Origin of the sequence: Neorhizobium sp. S3-V5DH, assembly GCF_004343065.1 — a bacterium.
Taxonomy (GTDB): domain Bacteria; phylum Pseudomonadota; class Alphaproteobacteria; order Rhizobiales; family Rhizobiaceae; genus Neorhizobium; species Neorhizobium huautlense.
The window spans coordinates 44001-60182 of the sequence record NZ_SMCL01000027.1; the positions used below are offsets into that span (position 1 = coordinate 44001).

The 16182-nt window shown below is 60.4% G+C and carries 14 protein-coding genes and 1 tRNA gene; 6 read left to right on the top strand and 9 right to left on the bottom strand.

All coding sequences use genetic code 11. The annotated features are described in order from the left end of the window. Positions 1-66 precede the first annotated feature (66 nt). Entirely contained in the window at positions 67-624 is a 558-nt protein-coding gene (locus tag EDE09_RS25135; RefSeq protein WP_112796765.1) for a DUF2087 domain-containing protein, read from the bottom strand. 276 nt (positions 625-900) lie between these two features. Here EDE09_RS25135 and EDE09_RS25140 point away from each other — a divergent pair, with 276 nt between their 5' ends. After that, positions 901-1929 (top strand): CorA family divalent cation transporter, encoded by a 1029-nt coding sequence (locus tag EDE09_RS25140; RefSeq protein ID WP_105374578.1) that lies wholly within the window; start codon positions 901-903, stop codon positions 1927-1929. A 48-nt stretch (positions 1930-1977) separates the two neighbouring features. Here the strand turns inward: EDE09_RS25140 and EDE09_RS25145 are convergent, their stop codons facing one another. Beyond that, positions 1978-2946, bottom strand: coding sequence for a LysR family transcriptional regulator (locus EDE09_RS25145; protein ID WP_112796761.1), 969 nt, complete (start codon positions 2944-2946; stop codon positions 1978-1980). Positions 2947-3079: 133 nt separating this feature from the next. On the opposite strand from EDE09_RS25145, the gene EDE09_RS25150 reads away from it, so the two are divergent. Further along, positions 3080-3691, top strand: a complete 612-nt coding sequence (locus EDE09_RS25150; protein WP_112796759.1) for an FMN-dependent NADH-azoreductase — start codon at positions 3080-3082, stop codon at positions 3689-3691. On the opposite strand, the gene EDE09_RS25155 is transcribed toward EDE09_RS25150, so the two are convergent. The 3 genes from EDE09_RS25155 to EDE09_RS25165 all read right to left on the bottom strand — a co-directional run bounded on the left by EDE09_RS25155 (position 3688) and on the right by EDE09_RS25165 (position 8702). After that, a complete protein-coding gene (locus EDE09_RS25155; RefSeq protein ID WP_112796757.1) occupies positions 3688-4974 on the bottom strand; it encodes a GGDEF domain-containing protein in 1287 nt (428 codons plus the stop codon). The genes EDE09_RS25150 and EDE09_RS25155 overlap by 4 nt on opposite strands. 85 nt (positions 4975-5059) lie before the next feature. Beyond that, a complete protein-coding gene (gene amt, locus EDE09_RS25160) occupies positions 5060-8203 on the bottom strand; it encodes an ammonium transporter (RefSeq protein ID WP_245505233.1) in 3144 nt (1047 codons plus the stop codon). Positions 8204-8378: 175 nt separating this feature from the next. Continuing rightward, positions 8379-8702, bottom strand: coding sequence for an HlyU family transcriptional regulator (locus EDE09_RS25165; RefSeq protein WP_105374574.1), 324 nt, complete (start codon positions 8700-8702; stop codon positions 8379-8381). 110 nt (positions 8703-8812) lie between these two features. Between EDE09_RS25165 and EDE09_RS25170 the strand changes: the two genes are divergently transcribed. Both EDE09_RS25170 and EDE09_RS25175 read left to right on the top strand, forming a co-directional pair. After that, positions 8813-9832 (top strand): glycerophosphodiester phosphodiesterase family protein, encoded by a 1020-nt coding sequence (locus tag EDE09_RS25170; protein WP_112796755.1) that lies wholly within the window; start codon positions 8813-8815, stop codon positions 9830-9832. Between the two features lie 128 nt (positions 9833-9960). Then, complete coding sequence (locus EDE09_RS25175) at positions 9961-10881, top strand: alpha/beta fold hydrolase (RefSeq protein ID WP_245505234.1); 921 nt, start codon at positions 9961-9963, stop codon at positions 10879-10881. On the opposite strand, the gene ilvA is transcribed toward EDE09_RS25175, so the two are convergent. Beyond that, positions 10874-12124, bottom strand: a complete 1251-nt coding sequence (gene ilvA, locus EDE09_RS25180) for a threonine ammonia-lyase (protein ID WP_162712222.1) — start codon at positions 12122-12124, stop codon at positions 10874-10876. The two genes, EDE09_RS25175 and ilvA, sit on opposite strands and share 8 nt — an antisense overlap. A gap of 117 nt (positions 12125-12241) precedes the next feature. Here ilvA and EDE09_RS25185 point away from each other — a divergent pair, with 117 nt between their 5' ends. Continuing rightward, complete coding sequence (locus tag EDE09_RS25185) at positions 12242-13696, top strand: TrkH family potassium uptake protein (RefSeq protein ID WP_112796749.1); 1455 nt, start codon at positions 12242-12244, stop codon at positions 13694-13696. Here EDE09_RS25185 and EDE09_RS25190 read toward each other — a convergent pair. After that, positions 13693-14340 carry a metallophosphoesterase family protein gene (locus tag EDE09_RS25190; RefSeq protein ID WP_112796747.1) on the bottom strand — a complete coding sequence of 216 codons (648 nt, stop codon included), beginning with the start codon at positions 14338-14340 and terminating at the stop codon, positions 13693-13695. The two genes, EDE09_RS25185 and EDE09_RS25190, sit on opposite strands and share 4 nt — an antisense overlap. 55 nt (positions 14341-14395) lie before the next feature. Then, positions 14396-14480, bottom strand: a tRNA-Leu gene (locus EDE09_RS25195). A gap of 161 nt (positions 14481-14641) precedes the next feature. Here EDE09_RS25195 and EDE09_RS25200 point away from each other — a divergent pair. Next, positions 14642-15013 (top strand): hypothetical protein, encoded by a 372-nt coding sequence (locus EDE09_RS25200; protein WP_245423009.1) that lies wholly within the window; start codon positions 14642-14644, stop codon positions 15011-15013. Positions 15014-15176: 163 nt separating this feature from the next. Here EDE09_RS25200 and EDE09_RS25205 read toward each other — a convergent pair whose 3' ends face one another. Then, positions 15177-15935, bottom strand: a complete 759-nt coding sequence (locus tag EDE09_RS25205) for a TylF/MycF/NovP-related O-methyltransferase (protein ID WP_105374568.1) — start codon at positions 15933-15935, stop codon at positions 15177-15179. Positions 15936-16182 lie beyond the last annotated feature (247 nt).

A 16182-nucleotide genomic window follows, 5' to 3' on the forward strand; every position in this document is an offset into this window, starting at 1 on the left:
CTCTTCAGGAGGGGCGAACCAGGCCAAGTGTTCACCACTCTCGATGTAGCATATCGGAGAAACCGCTCAGGCCGCCTCGGCTTTTTGGCCGATCCGCTGAAGCAACAGCTTCAGCTCCGGCACCGGCTTCTGCTCGATGCGGCGGTATTCGCGGCCATCGCGGGTCCGCTGGACCAGTCCGGAATCGAAGAGATCGCGGCGCAGCATGGCGGCATCGCCGAAGAGATGCAGGCTGTTGAGAAATTCGCTGATCTGCCGTTCGGTAAAGTCCCGGCCGGGCGGTATCTTCGACCACAGGTACCAGAGGCAGAGTTCCTGCAGCCCCCGCCTCCCCGGCCAACGGATGAGCTGCCCTGCCTCGTCGAAATGCCGGGCGGTCTTCAATACGCGCCCTTCGTCAGGCGCAGGCGTCTCATCCAATGTCGGGCGCCATTGCTCGATGACGTCGGCAGCATGTGTCACCGCGCGGAAATGCTGGTAGTTGCGGAAGCCGGCGGCGCGGGTCAGCAGGTTGAGCATCTCCACGTGGCTCGGCCTCTGGTCGAGTTTGTCGAGCTGCTCACGGATGGATTTGGCAAATGCCGAAAGGTCGGCGATTTGCATCGGAAAGATGGATCTCGGCATGTCTTATCCTTCAACGTGCCGTCTCTTCAAAAGCTGTCGCTGGTCGCCGGCTTGTCGACTTCGGCACGGGATAAGTGCTGATCATCTTTAAGGTTGGCAGGTTTAGCTTCCCTTGCGGGACGGCAACGCCTCGGTGAACTGCAGACCGTGGCTCCGTTATAGCAGAGCCTGGAAGCCCGTCAATTCGCTCAGGCCGACGAGGACGGCTCCGCCTCTTCGTTCGTGTCATATTTGCTGATAGAATCGCCGAAAGCCGCGCATGGGAGGAAGAGGCTGATGCTGGAACACGTGAAGACGGGCGCGAGCTACGGAGAAGAACCCGGGCTGCGCTTCGCGATCATGCTCGACGGTCACGGCGGCTGCAGGACGCTGAACATCGCCCAGGCCTGCACCTGGAAACCGGAGGACGGCATCATCTGGCTGCATTTCGAGCGCGACCATCCCGCGGCGGCGGAATGGATAAACACGAAAGGCGGGTTCGACCCGCTGGTGGCCGAAGCGCTTCTTGCGGAAGATTCACGCCCGCGCGTGGAGCCGGTGGATGACGGTCTGCTGATCATCCTCAGAGGTGTCTGCGCATCTCCACCGGAAGAAGCCCAGGAGCCTGCTCCTGACATCGATCTCGTACCCCTGCATATCTGGGTCGACGAGCACCGTCTCGTATCCCTGCGGGACAGCGGCCATTACATCACGGCCTTGCGGGACATCCGCAAGGCGCTGGAAAACGGCAAAGGGCCGCGCCAGGCCGGGGAGCTTCTTGCGCTCGTCAGCGAGAAGCTGGTCCGCGACCTGGAACCCGTACTGGACGGTATGGATGAGGAGGTCGACGAACTTGACGACCTGATCTTCCAGGGCGAAGCGGGCGAGGTCCGCCAGAGGCTGAAGCTGCTGCGCCGCCGCTCCGTGCAGTTGCGCCGTTACCTGTCGCCGCAACGCGACGCGCTCAATCGCATAGAACACGACGATGCGCCCTGGTTGACGGAGCGGGAGAAGCTCCGCTTTCGCGAGGTGATCGACAAGCTGATGCGGTTCATCGAATATCTTGATGCGATCCGCGACCGCACCAGCATTCTGCATGACGACCTGTCGACCGTGATCGGCGAGCGTATTGCACGCAGCTCCAACCGCCTCGCGGCATTGGCGGCACTTCTCCTTCCGCCGAGCGTCGTCGCCGGTCTCTTCGGCATGAATGTCGGCGGTATTCCCGGTGTCAACGACACCTGGGCGTTCCTGATCATCGTCGTCTTCATTGCAGCCATCTCCGCGGGCACCCTATGGCTGCTGAAGCGCATCGAATGGCTTTGAACCTGCCGCAGACTTGATATCCCATCTCCCGTCGGCCTGTTTCGCGACTTATTCCGCCGCGTCCTGCATTTCGTGCGGCGCGTCCAGACCCAACATGTCCGATAGTTCCTCATGACTCGGGCACGAGGAAAGCCGACGCTGGAAGGTGTCGATCAACCATTGACCCGCAGGCCCCGGCGGATTGGAAGCCTTGCGCATCGCATAGAGCGGGTACTCCCCCTGCTCGTATGCATCGAGCTTCAGCGCAACCAGTCTGACATCCAGGATATCCCTGGCAACAACGGAGGCGGGCAAGCCGCCCCAGCCGAGACCGCCCCTGATGAGCTGATGCTTGGTCGCAATATCGCTGACCCGCCAGGTCTTGTAGGAAAGCACATTGAAGTCGCGGCCCTTGGTCAGTTCCGACGCGTCGGTGACGACCAACTGTATTTCCTCCCGCACATCGGACACCGTCAGCGGCCGGTTCAGCCTTGCCAGCGGATGGTCGGGCGATGCGACCGGGATCAGGAAGGAATAGCCGATCTTCTCTGCGATGATCGTGTCGTCGTGCCTGAGAAGCGCACCACCCAGCCCGATATCGGCGCGACCGCTCATCACCATATCCATGACCATGCCGAGTTCGCCGACATTCAGGTTGAGTGCGACGCTCGGAAACCGCTCGCGGAACTCGCGCAATTCGCTTACCACGGCGTCGGAGGGCACCATGACACTGATCGCCAGCGAGACTTCAGCTTCAAGCCCCTGCTTCATGCTCTTGGCGCGCGCCCGCATGACCTGAAGGTCGGCCACAATACGCCGCGCGTCGGTCAGCATCGCCCTGCCCGCATCCGTCAACTTCGGTTGGCGGGCACCACTTCGTTCGAAAAGCGGCATCTCCAGCTGAGCCTCGAGGTTGGCGATCGTATAACTCACCACCGATTGGGCGCGGTTCAGCGCCCGCGACGCCGCCGAAAAGCTTCCGGTTTCGGCAACCGCCAGAAAGACCTGCAACTGGTCCAGGGTAGGATTGGCATCCATATCATCATCCAAATCTTCGATAGATAGCTTCGATATTATCTCCGTTTTATCGATAGCCGTCCACGCCTATCTTCTGCGTCGAGAACGAGATCCACCTCGAAAACAGACCTCCCAGAGCAGTAAGGAATGCCCCATGACCATTCTCCTCGTCACCTCCAGCCCGCGCGCCGAGTCGCTTTCCACCAAGATCGCCTCGGAATTCGTTGAGAAGCTGCAGGCCCGCAAACCGGACGAGTCCGTCATTCATCGCGACCTTGGAACCGACCCGATCCCGCACCTCGATATCGTCTCGACGGCCGCAATCCGCAAGGCTCCGCAGGACCGCACGCCGGAAGAGGCTGCCGCTGCCGAGTACTCCGACAAGCTTGTCGCCGAGCTGCTCGCGGCCGACACCGTCGTGCTCGCCACCGGCCTCATCAACTTCAATATCTATTCGACGCTGAAATCCTGGATCGACAATGTCGCCCGCGCCGGCCAGACCTTCCGTTACACGGAAAGCGGCCCGATCGGTCTCGCCACCGGCAAGAAGGTCTATATCGTCCTCTCCGCCGCCGGCGTCTATTCCGAAGGTCCTGCCGCGGGCATGAACCACGCGGTACCCTACCTGAAGACAGTTCTGGGCTTCATGGGGATGACCGACATCGAAGTCATTTATGTGGAAGGCACGGCATTCGGTCCGGAAGCCTTCGACAAGGCCATTTCCGACGCCACCGCGAAGACTTCGGAGCTCGCTCTCGCGGCCTAAGCCTCCGTCCCCGCCTCCGACGAGGCGAGCCTGCCGAGACGGCCGTGAACGTTGTTCCGGCCGTCATTTTTTGCCCTGTAGAGCCGCTCGTCCGCGCAGGACAGAAGCGCCTCGAGAATGAAACCGTCTTCAGGTGCCGTAGCGACCCCAAAGGATGCGGTTACCGGTTGTCCGTCCGGCCGCTTCACCATTCGGCCGATTTCGATACGCAGGCGGTCGGCAAGCATCAGGGCGCCGTTATGATCGGTGTCCGGAAGGATCAGCACGAATTCTTCACCGCCGAAGCGAGACAGGTGGTCGGTCGGCCGGGAGCCGATCTGCAGCCGGCCCGCCACGTCCTTCAGGATTTCGTCCCCCTTCAGGTGACCGAAGCGGTCATTCACGTCCTTGAACCTGTCGACGTCGACAATCACGAGGCTCAGCGCCCGGCCGGCGTCAAGGCAGTTGCGGATCAGCCGCGGCGCATCCGCCTCCAGGCGGCTACGGTCCAGGACGCCGGTCAATCCATCGACTCCGCTCTTGGCGAGCAGCGCCTGATAACGCTCGCGGAAGGTCAGGTCATTGAAGATATCGGAGATCTCCCGTGTCGCCCGGGCCGGCCGCGGTTTCTGGTCGATCTTGAGGTAGATCGCAAAAAGCAGGGAATAGACGACCACCGCAACGAGCTTGGCGTACCAGCCTCCGAGGAGGACGGAGAGAGGCGCATCGAAAAGCATGTTGAGGGCTGCGTAGAAGCCGAATTGGTCGAATGTCAGAACGGCCGCACCGCTGACGGCGAACCTGAGAACGACGGAGTTGCGGAAGAGACGTCCCAGCCGCTCATAAAGCAGGATGATGCCGATCGCATCGAGATAAAGCAGGCCAGTGCCCCACACCATCAGCCACCCCATCTCGTTCAGAAAGCCGACATCGACGGGCCGGCCGGCTGGCAGGGTGGTGACGTCATGAAGCTGCACGAACTGGGCTATGCCGACCGTCAGGAGATTTCCCAGAAAGAGCCCGTAGATCGGCTGGCGCACGACTGCTGCGTCCTCCTTCAGGTAAAGGAGCAGGATCATCATCAACTTGCCGGCAAAGAAGATCGAGGAGCCAGGGGAAACGGTTCCGAAGGGAAGCTCGACATAAAAGACCGCTGCGAGGTAGGTCTCCATGAAGTGCATGACGCCGAGTGCCGTCAAAAAGACCCCGAGGCCAAGCACGCGCCGGAAATGAAGAAAGGCGGTCATCAGGGTGAAGTAGATGACCGCTTCCAGCAAGAACAATGCGAGATTGAAAACTTGCATCTTCGACCTGTATCAACCCCTGCAGATCTGAAGCCGTCGCAACGGCTGCTTTTCCCGAATGCGCCGCCCTAACCGGATTAGGTGGTTACGCATGATGAAGCAATAACGGCTTAAACGTTTCAGCCTCAAAAGCTCCGAAATCCTCGATCTGGGGCAACTTTTTCGGCATGTTGCGCAACTGGAGGGCAACGGCCGGATCAACTTCCCGAGCAATCGTCTTCATGCTCGCGGGCCTGCCAAGGAGATAGCCCTGCAGTTCGTCGCAGCCCGCATAAGCGAGGAAGAGCGCCTCCTCCATCGTCTCGACGCCTTCCGCGACAATCTTCATGCCGAGACCTGCACCGAGATCGATGATGGTCCGCACGATGACCTGAGCGCTGGTGACGGCCGCAAGATTGCTGACGAAGCTGCGGTCTATCTTGATCGTGTCGAAAGGATACCGGCTGAGATAGCTGAGAGACGAATAACCGGTGCCGAAATCGTCGAGCGCGATATGGAAACCAATCTGCTTTAGCTCGTTGAGGATTTCGACGGCGCGTCTGTCGTCTTCGATGAGAACGCTTTCGGTGATCTCCAGTTCGATGCGCCGTGGATCGGCTCCAGTCTGGTACAGAAGTTCGGTGAGATCCGTAACGAAATTCGCATGCCGGAATTGCAGCGGGCTGACATTCACGCTGATATGGCCCTTGACGTGATCGAGCAGGCGGCAGGCCTCGGCGAGCACCCATCCACCCAACTGGATGATCTTGCCGGAAGCCTCGGCGACCGGGATGAAGTCGCCGGGGCTGATCATCCCCCGTTTGGGGTGATGCCAGCGCAGCAGTGCCTCGTAGCCCGTTATATAGCCTGAAGCTGCCTGAACACGCGGCTGCAGATAGAGTTCGAACTCGCGGTGCTGCAGGGCAAGATCAAGATCGGCTTCCAGCGCACGCCGCTTTTCGATCAGCTCGTTCATGCCGGGCTTGAAGATGTGGCATGCATTCCGGCCGGCATTTTTCGCGTGGTAGAGCGCAACGTCTGCGCAACCGATCAGAGCATCCATGTCGTGTGCATGCACGGGGCAGAGCGCACAGCCGATACTCACGCTAATGGCGACCTCCTCTCCATAGCCGATTTTGACGGGGGCGGCCGTTGCGGCAAGCAGTTGATTGCCGAATTGTTCCATTTCATTTTCGGCCGGCACGTCTGCCAGGATGACGGCGAACTCGTCGCCGCCGAGGCGAGCGACCACGGCTTCCGGCCCGGCCCGATTGGAAAGGCGCACGGCAGTTTCGCGAATGACCGCGTCTCCCGCCTGATGGCCATGAATGTCGTTGATGTCCTTGAAACGGTCGATATCGACCATGAAGACGGCGCAACCGGCGCCCTCACCTGCCCGCTCGACCAGATCGGCAAGCCGTTCGGAGAAAAGGACGCGGTTGGGCAAGCCGGTGAGCGGATCGTGGAGGGCGAGATGCCGCATGCGGCTCTCGGCCTCTTTCCGTTCGCGCAGGTCGACGAGGCAGCCGACCCGCACCGTTTCGCCGCGATAGCGCATGTAACGCCCGCGCGCCTGTACCGGTATCTCCTCGCCGCTTGCGAGCCTCAGCCGGATTTCGTAGGAGCGCCCGTCATCCTTCTCCATCATCATCTGGATGAGGCGCCTGTCGCCCTCGTTCAGGAAGTCAAAGATCGGCCGGCCGACCAGATCTGCGATGGGAGAGCCAACAAGCTTGGCAAGCTGGTCGTTGCCGTCGACGATCAGACCATCCCTGTGCATGACGATGGCCTCGAAGGTGGCGTTGGCGATTGCGGCGACGCGCTCTGCCTCCTCGTGGTCCCGCTTGAGCTCCATCAGCTCGCCGCGGTTGCGCTCCTCTTCCTCGATATTGTCCATCAGACGGTTGAAAAGGCCCGTCAGCTTTTCCGCCTCGTCGCCTTTCACGACCGGCAGACGCTTGGTTAGGTCGGCATTGCCCTCCAGAAGATCACTGATCGCCTCCTCCACATGTCCCACCCCCAGACGTGTGGCATGTTCGGCAATGTTAAGCCCGTCCTCCTCATCCGTTCGAGTGACACGGATGCGCATCGTCCGATCGGCAAACCAGAAGAAGGCGTAACCGATCCCGAACGACCAGTAAAAATTCAAGCCGGCGCCGACGAGTTGCACATGGAGTTGCGCCAGCCTGCCGCCGGCCGGCAATTGATCTACCGGGGCCAGAAAAGCAAGAAGCAGCGTCCCCGCCACGCCGGCAAACGCATGGACGCCGATCGCCCCGACGGCATCATCGATCTTGAGCTTGTTTTCGATAAAGGCATTGCCGAGGATTGCCACCGCGCCGCCCGCCGCGCCGATCATCAGGGCGCTTGCGGGGTCGAGGATGTGACAGCCAGCCGTCACCGCCACCAGCCCGCCGAGCAGGCCGGAATTCGACTTCTCTGGCAGAATGACGCCGTCCTGGTAAAAGCCGATCACATAGCCGACGCAGGCTCCCATAGCGCCCGCCAGAACCGTATTCATGATGATCGGCGCGACATCTTGCGAAGCGGCAAGCGTCGAGCCGCCATTGAAGCCGACCCACCCGATGAAGAGCAGCAGTGCCCCGGTCGTGGACAGAACCGGGCTATGGCCTGTGATGCGGGTCACGGACCCATCCGCATTGAATTTGCCGATCCGCGGGCCGATCACCAGGCAGGCGGCGAGCGCCACCCAGCCGCCGGTCGAGTGCACGACCGTGGAACCGGCAAAATCGACGAAGCCCATTGCCGTCAGGAAGGCGGAAGGATTGGGAAACAGCGCCGTTCCCCAGGCCCAGTGAACGAAGACCGGATAGATCAGGCCGGACATCAGAAGCGAGCCGAAGACATAGGCCGAAAGCTTCATCCGCTCCGCGACCGCGCCGGAAACGATCGTGGCCGCGGTGCCGCAGAACATGACCTGGAAGACGAAGAACGCCGCCTTCCCGGAATCCAGCTCCTGCAGGAAATAGAACTCGCTCTGCATGCCGAAAACGAAGCCGTCCGAGCGTCCGAAAGCGATCATGAAGCCGACAGCGGCGAATGCGACGACGCCGAAGACGAAATCGAGGAGATTCTTCTGCGCCACGTTGATCGAATTCTTCGATCGGACCATACCGGCTTCGAGCAGAAGGAAACCCACCTGCATCATCATGACGAGAGCGGCGGCGACCAGAATCCAGGTGAAGTCGAGCGAAGATGCCTGCGATATCCCGTCGTCAGCAAAGACCATGTCTGGAGCAAAACAGGCAATGAGCCCGCAGCTGCCGATACGCACCAAATATGAACGGGGAAACCGCATCAAAAAACGACCGCAGCAAAAGACAATCTGAACAGATGTCCAACCTACCGCAAAATCGTTTAATTTTATCTGATTGTGTATCCGCTTTCCCGCGGCCGCATGCCCGTCAGGCCGAGCGTGACTTCTCGCCATCGGCAAACAGAGAAGCACCGTTCTGGTCGATGATCTGCTGCGCCTTTTTGATCGTGTACTCGACGGCATCATCCATCGACGTGAAGACGTCCGCGCGAACGAAGGTCCGGACCAGAACCTCGCCACCCATATCCTTTTCGATCCGTCCCGCCAATCTGAACTGCGAACCTTCGCGGATCGGGGCCGGATGGATCATGCAGCCGTTATGCTCCACCGGTTTGGCAGCCGGAGCGGACGGTTCGGCGGACTTTCCGCCGCCGGAGAAGATCGAGAGGATATTGGATAGAAACGAAGCCATGGCGGCTGCCTATCACATTCCTCCGGGCGCAGGAAGCGGCCCATCTCGGAAATGTCGCAATCGAATCTGAACAAGGCTCATATCCACCGCACCGAATCGGAGTGAGCTTCATGAAATGGAAAATCGCCGCTGCCGTGCCGATCGCGATTGCCGCCGCACTCTGGATCGGAAACACCTCGCTCTTTTCGAGCTTTCCGCAGGATGCTCCGCTGCGCATCATCGCCCATCGCGGGCAACATCAGCTGTTCGAATCGAGCAATCTGCAGAACGACACCTGCACGGCTAGCCTGATGCTGCCTCCCACCCATGAGTTTCTCGAAAACAGCCTGCCGAGCATGAAAGCAGCCTTCGATGCCGGTGCCGACGTTGTCGAACTTGACGTTCACCTGACACCGGACAAGCAGTTCGCCGTCTTTCACGACTGGACCCTCGACTGCCGGACCAACGGCAAGGGCATCACCGAGCAAATGCCGATGAGCGTACTGAAGACGCTCGACATCGGCTACGGCTATACTGCCGACGGCGGCAGGACATATCCGTTCCGTGGAAAGGGGAACGGCCTGATGCCGACCCTCCCCGAAGTCTTCCAGACTTTTCCTGACGGCCGCTTCCTCGTCAATTTCAAGAGCCGCCGCACCGAGGAAGGTGAAGCGCTGGCCGCCATGCTCGCTACGCAGCCCGCCTTTCGTGAGGCCACCTTCGGCGTCTATGGCGGCGACGAGCCGACGGAAAGAAGCATGGCGCTGGTGACGGGGCTACCCGGCTATTCCGCCCGAACGGCAAAATCCTGCCTCGTCACCTATCTTGCCCTCGGCTGGAGCGGCCATGTGCCGGCAGCCTGCAGCAATGGTCTCGTGCCGGTGCCCGCCAACCTCGCCTTCCTGCTCTGGGGCTGGCCGGAACGCTTCTACAACCGGGTGCGCGCTGCCGGATCGGATGTCGTGCTCCTCGGGCCGCTCGAAGCGGGCGACGCCGGCTCATCCGGCATCGACGATCGGGAGGCGTGGGACATGGTGCCGGACGGCTTTCCCGGCCTCGTCTGGACGAATGTGATCGAAAAAACGCGGGTCGAGGTCGACCGCCGCGGCTTCTGCGCCCTGCCCGCCCGTCCGAAAGTCTGCGGAAGATAGACTTATCACCGTTGCAAAGCGCGCCTATCGTCCCCGGCATGGAGGCGCGGATGGGAAGGAGTTTTCCGGCATGGCGAATGTTTGCTTGTGTCTTCGTTGTTCTGGCGATCACATCCGGAGCTCTGCTGATGGCCGAACAGCGCATGCCCGTTGAAGGCTTTCCGGCTTTTGACAATGCCCGTCTCGGCAGCGATATCGATGCCTATCTGGCAACGGACGAAAGTCGGTTCAGCGACCTCCGGCCAGGCGCAGCCAAGCATATCCGCTGGGCCGATCCCGCAACAAAAGCAAAGATGCCCTTTGCCATCGTCTATATCCACGGCTTTTCGGCGTCGTCCGAAGAGGTCCGTCCCCTACCCGACCGCGTCGCGGCTGCGATCGGCGCCAACCTCTTCTTTACGCGTCTGACGGGGCATGGGCGAGATGGCGGGGCCATGGGCGAAGCGGCGCTGGAACACTGGTTTTCGGATTTTTCCGAAGCATTGGCCATCTGCGAAGCAATCGGCGAGCGGGTCATCGTCATCGCCACCTCCACCGGCGCTTCGCTGGCTACACTGGCACTTGCCGATCCGAAAATCGGCCCCCGCGTCGCGGCCGCAATCTTCCTCTCGCCCAATTACGGCATCAACAGTTCCGGCGCCTTTTTGCTCACCACGCCGATCGCGCCGCAGCTTTCGCGATTGCTGCTCGGGCCTACTCGCAGCTTCGCTCCGCACAACGAGAAGCATGCGGCGCACTGGACGGTTGAATATCCGACACATGCACTCCTGCCGATGGCTGCGCTCGTGAAACTCGCGGTCAATGCTCCGATCGAGAACATCGGGACGCCTGCCCTGTTTCTCCATTCCTCGCTCGATCAGGTGGTCCGGCCGGACAAGGTGCGTGATGTAGCCGGCCGCTGGGGCGGGCCGCATGAGATCGTCGACGTCGGCAAAACCGGTGATCCCGGCAACCACGTGATCGCCGGCGACATTCTTTCACCGGCAACGACCGCACCGGTTGGCGAGCGGATCGTCGCTTGGTTGAAACCCACCCTCGGCCTCAGATGATGAGGCTTGCGAGAATGTCGTTCTCGGTTATGTCCTGATAACCCATGCCGGCGGCCTCGAACCGCTCCACCAACTGGTTGAAGTTCTCGGGCCTCTTGGTTTCGATGCCGATCAAGATGGAGCCGAAATTACGGGCGGATTTCTTCAGGTATTCGAAGCGGGCGATATCGTCCTCGGGACCGAGAAGATTGAGGAAATCCCGCAGCGCCCCCGGGCGCTGGGCGAGCCTGAGGATGAAGTATTTCTTCAGGCCCGAGTACCGCATCGCCCGTTCCTTGACGTCGGGCAGACGCTCGAAATCGAAATTGCCGCCCGAAACGACGCAGATCACCGTCTTGCCGGCCAATGCGTCCGGCCCCAGCACCTCGAGGGCAGCGATCGACAGGGCCCCGGCCGGCTCCAGGACGACCCCCTCGACATTCAGCATGTCGATGATGGTAACGCAGATGGCATTTTCCGGCAGGAGCAGCACCTGATCGGCGGAAAAGCGCTTCAGCGCTTCGAAATTCAGGTCGCCGATCCGTGCAACCGCCGCGCCATCGACAAAATTGTCGAGCTTGGCCAGCGTGACGGGCTGCCCCGCCTCAAGGCTCTTTTTCAGGCTTGGCGCTCCTGCGGGTTCTGTAAAGACGAAATTTTCAGGCCTGGTGCGGTCGGCAAGGTAGCCGGTCACGCCGGAAGAAAGCCCGCCGCCGCCGACCGGCAGGATGATAATGTCGGGCGCCACGCCCTCCGGCAACTGCTCGACGATCTCAGAGGCGACTGTCCCCTGCCCCTCGATGATATCGGCATCGTCGAAGGGGGGTACCATCACCCCGCCGATCTCATCCACATGCGCACGTGCGGCCGCATAGCACTGGTCGAAGATATCCCCGATCAGACGGATGGTGATGAACTCGCCGCCGAACACGCGGGTCTTGTCGATCTTCTGCTGCGGTGTCGTCACCGGCATGAAAACCACGCCCGGAACCTTGAAATGGCGGCAGACGAATGCAAATCCCTGCGCATGATTGCCTGCAGACGCACAGACGAAGGTCTTGGTGCTCGCGCCAGCCGCGATGGCCTTGCGGAGGAAGTTGAACGCGCCGCGGATCTTGTAGGAGCGGACCGGGGAAAGATCCTCGCGCTTCAGCCAGATGTCCGCGCCATAGCGCCGACTCAGGTGCTCGTTCAATTGCAGCGGCGTTTCGGGGAAGATCTCCCGCATGGCCGCCTTGGCTTCGTCCACACCCGCCTTGGTCACGCCTGCTCTGGTCACATCGGCCATCCATTGAAATTCGAGATGGGCCTCGCTATGCCATAGGCTTGCGGCTGTGACAAAGCATCTTTCCGCGGCTCCGAAAACAGGGACAACCCTTTCTTGAACGCCAGCCTTTTCCGGTCCGTCATCTATGTGACTGCGCTTTGTGCGCTTTATCTGTCGATCGCCATGTTCCTGCCGGCGCTGGTCGATCTCTACTACGGGCACAGCGACTGGCAGGTGTTCGCGATGTCCGGCTTCATGGTCGGCGGTCTCGCGGCGGCGGCGGCGCTCGCCACCCGTGGCCCTCAACCGGCCTTCACCAAACGGCTCGGTTTCCTCTTGGTCAATGTCCTGTGGGTGATGTTTTCGCTGGTCGGCGCAATTCCGCTTTTCCTGGCCGAGCACGAACTGTCGTTTGCCCAGGCGGTCTTCGAATCCATATCCGGCATCACCACCACGGGCTCGACCGTCATCGTCGGCCTCGATGACATGCCGCCCGGAATCCTGCTCTGGCGGTCGCTGCTCTGCTGGTTCGGCGGCATCGGGATCGTCGCGCTCGGCCTTTTCGTCCTGCCCTTCCTGAAGGTCGGCGGCGCCTCGATCTTCAAGCTGGAATCTTCGGAGACCAACGACAAACCCTTCGCCCGGCTTGCCAGCTTCACGCGTGCCTTTCTGATTGTCTACGTGCTCCTGACGCTGGCCTGCGCGATCGCCTATGACATGGCGGGAATGACCCATTTCGATGCGCTGAACCACGCGATGACCACCATCGCGACGGCCGGCTTTTCCACGCATGACGCGTCCTTCGCCTATTTCCAGAGCACGCCCATATTGGTCATCGGCGGAACCTTTCTGACAATTTGCAGCCTGCCGTTTTCGGTGATTATCCTTCTTGCCATCAGGGGTCGTCTGGATGCGGCACGCGATCCGCAAATCCCTACCTTCCTCGGCTATCTGACGGCGATCTCCATTGCCGTCGCCGTCTATCATCACCTCAGGAACGGCGTCGAACTGGATGATGCTCTGATCCATGCCTTCTTCAACATGGCATCCATCCTGTCGACCGGCGGCTTTGCGAGCGACGATTATACACTCTGGGGGCCGTTCGTCGTGCTGGTCGCTTTCTTCGCGACATTCATGGGCGGGTGTTCCGGCTCGACTGCCGGCGGCATCAAGGCCTATCGATTCGTCGTGATGCTCAATGTCGCCCGGGCGGGCCTCAACAAGCTCATCTATCCGAATGCCATCTACCCGGTTCGCTATGGCGCGCTTACCGTGGATGCGGAAACCCAGCGCGGCGTGTTCCTGTTCGTCAGCCTCTATATCTTCCTCTGGGTCGTGGGCAGCATCGGCATGACACTGTTCGGTTACGATATTCTGACGGCCACCTCTTCGGTTATAACGGCCTTGTCGAATGTCGGTCCCGGCATCGGCCAGATCATCGGCCCCGTCGGCAATTTCTCCACCATCAGCGATCCCGCGCTTTATCTTCTCTCGCTGATGATGCTGCTCGGCCGCCTGGAAATCCTGACCATGCTTGTCCTGCTGACGCCGGTCTTCTGGCGCCACTAGGCCGGAACGCGAAGGAAACGGACAGGACCACCCGGCTCGTCGTCGTCGAACACGGCACAGGAGAGCGAATCGCCGAACACACAACCGCTGTCGATATTGGTGCGGTTGCCGATCGTCACCGGATTTCCCGGAAACGGCGTGTGCCCATGGCAGAGATGCCGCCCCCAGAAATCAGAGGTATAGTCGCTGGGATAGCGTCTCCAGATTAGATCGCGCTCGTTCTGCGCCTCGAGCGGAAGGGCCTTGTCCACGCCGGCATGCACGAAGATACGGCGCTCATCGACATGAATGAGCGGAAGCCCGGCGCACCACTGGATGACCTCCTCCGGAACGCTGCCGCCGAAGGATTCCAACGTTTCCCGCCCGCCGTTGTCGATCCAGAACGAGCCCTCATCGCCGCGGACGTGATGTGCGCGGACAAGCATGTCCTCATGGTTGCCCTTCAGCGGGGTCCAGCGCCAGCCACTCTTTTTCGGCCCAGCCATGACGAGGTCGACGACTTTTTTGATGTCCGGCCCACGATCGATATAGTCGCCGATGAAGACCACATGTCCGGATGACGCCTGCGCCTCGATATGGCCGAGCATCTCCTCAAGCTGCGCAAAGCAGCCGTGAATATCGCCGATGGCAAAGGTGTAACCCAAGGCTTGCTCCCTGGAGACGGATATAGAGGGCCAGATCTGATCGGGAATAGGCGTCTGGTGCGGACGACGGGGATCGAACCCGTATGACCGAAGTCGAGGGATTTTAAGTCCCTTGCGTCTACCAGTTTCGCCACGTCCGCGCGCCTTGCTTTTCAAGCAGATAGGAGATTCAGTCAAGCGGCGGAACGCAAAACATTATTATGCATTTCTGCATTTTAGTAACGCCGTGTCCGCCTCATTCGGCTCCCATTCATTTTGCGGCCGCTATGTTGCGGGCAGCAACACATCGAGGAGACGACACATGAGGACGACCACAATACGATATCTCGGCATGCTCGCCGTGATCGCCACCACCTTGGGCGGGGCTTCCCAAGCCTTATCCCAGGGTTTCGAGCTCTATATCGATCGCGACGGCCCCCGCTATAACGACGACCGCTACCGTGAACGGCGGTATTACGACGAGGATTATCGGGACCGGCGGTACTACAGGCCACGATCCGAGCGTTCGGGATGCTCGGTTGGTGAAGCGATGCGAAAAGCGAGCCGCTACCTTGATGATCCGCAACCGGGAAAGACCTCGAACCGTTCCATCGAGATCCGGGGCTACGGAAGCAGAGGCGAGCGGAACCGGGTCATCTTTGCCAATCGGCCGGGCTGCCCACGCATCGGATAAGTGGCGAGGATCATGAAAACAAACCCTTCGGTCAGGAAGACCGAGGGGTTAGCTTCTAGAAATCTGTCTAAGACCGCCGGTTAGCACGCCTGATGTCGGGGATCGAGAAGAAATCATCCTGCCCGGCGAACTTCGCAATTTGGGTTGCTGCTGTCCGGACAACCTACTGCTTGACGATCAAGCCCTGGCCGGTCGGAAGCGTAAGGACCACTTGGCCGTGATCGGCCGCAAATGCGTTCCACATCCGATTCTGCTCTTCATGACTTTCGAAAGCGTAGTCATCGAGAACGATCGCGGCACCGGGAACGACGCGGTCCCAGACCCTCTCGATGCTTGCCTTCTCGTAGCTCGCGGCATTCAGATCCACAGAGAGATAAGCGATCCTGTCAATCGCCACGCCGTCAAGACTGGCGGGTAACGCCCCTCGGACGAGAACCGCGTTCGGAAACGGAGCGAAATTGCGCTTGGCTATCTCGAACACATCGAAATAAATGCCCCTGTTTCGCTGTTTGCGGAAATGCTCCTCATCCATGGTCATTTCGCCGGCCGGTATTCCTTCGAAGGTGTCGAAAAGCCAGAATTTCCGATCAATCGTGCCGAAGTCGAGATATCGGCACACCGTCATCGACAGAAGACCGGCGTTGACCCCGAATTCAACGAAGTCGCCTTCAAGCTTCAATGCCCGGGAAGCCGCCCAGCAACAGGTATGAGCCCGCCATCTGACATCCGGCACCCTTCCCCGCTTTTTCCAAGCTTCCCGATTTCCCTCCTCTGCAAACGCCCATGCCGCTGCAAAGCGGGGCTCGTCCTTGAAATCGGTATTCTTGTTGTAGGTACGAAATCCATCTGCGGCGTAACCCGGCAGTGTACTGTCCCCGCTGAGGAGATATTTTAGCCGGCGACGAAGCTCGCGTGCACGCATTGGATAGACAACCCCCACCTGAAATATCGAGGATACCTATCGCGAAGCTTTTCGATTTCAATCGACCGCGCTTGCTCCTTTATCGGCTGAAACGAAAGCACAGCCTCGACTCCATCTCGGGCAGTCCTTCGGCGGCCGGACCGCTTCGCCTGAATCGGGATAGGGGGGAGCCTATTGGCTCCGCCCCTCCCACACCACCCGGCATGCGGGTCCGCACCGGGCGGTTGGAGCAGTTGAGGTCGTCAGG

Excerpts from the sequence above, each read along its gene's own strand:
- EDE09_RS25135 (WP_112796765.1), bottom strand. The coding sequence starts at position 624 with ATGCCGAGATCCATCTTTCCGATGCAAATCGCCGACCTTTCGGCATTT.
- EDE09_RS25140 (WP_105374578.1), top strand. The coding sequence starts at position 901 with ATGCTGGAACACGTGAAGACGGGCGCGAGCTACGGAGAAGAACCCGGG.
- EDE09_RS25145 (WP_112796761.1), bottom strand. The coding sequence starts at position 2,946 with ATGGATGCCAATCCTACCCTGGACCAGTTGCAGGTCTTTCTGGCGGTT.
- EDE09_RS25150 (WP_112796759.1), top strand. The coding sequence starts at position 3,080 with ATGACCATTCTCCTCGTCACCTCCAGCCCGCGCGCCGAGTCGCTTTCC.
- EDE09_RS25155 (WP_112796757.1), bottom strand. The coding sequence starts at position 4,974 with ATGCAAGTTTTCAATCTCGCATTGTTCTTGCTGGAAGCGGTCATCTAC.
- amt (WP_245505233.1), bottom strand. The coding sequence starts at position 8,203 with ATGGTCTTTGCTGACGACGGGATATCGCAGGCATCTTCGCTCGACTTC.
- EDE09_RS25165 (WP_105374574.1), bottom strand. The coding sequence starts at position 8,702 with ATGGCTTCGTTTCTATCCAATATCCTCTCGATCTTCTCCGGCGGCGGA.
- EDE09_RS25170 (WP_112796755.1), top strand. The coding sequence starts at position 8,813 with ATGAAATGGAAAATCGCCGCTGCCGTGCCGATCGCGATTGCCGCCGCA.
- EDE09_RS25175 (WP_245505234.1), top strand. The coding sequence starts at position 9,961 with ATGGCCGAACAGCGCATGCCCGTTGAAGGCTTTCCGGCTTTTGACAAT.
- EDE09_RS25200 (WP_245423009.1), top strand. The coding sequence starts at position 14,642 with ATGAGGACGACCACAATACGATATCTCGGCATGCTCGCCGTGATCGCC.
- EDE09_RS25205 (WP_105374568.1), bottom strand. The coding sequence starts at position 15,935 with ATGCGTGCACGCGAGCTTCGTCGCCGGCTAAAATATCTCCTCAGCGGG.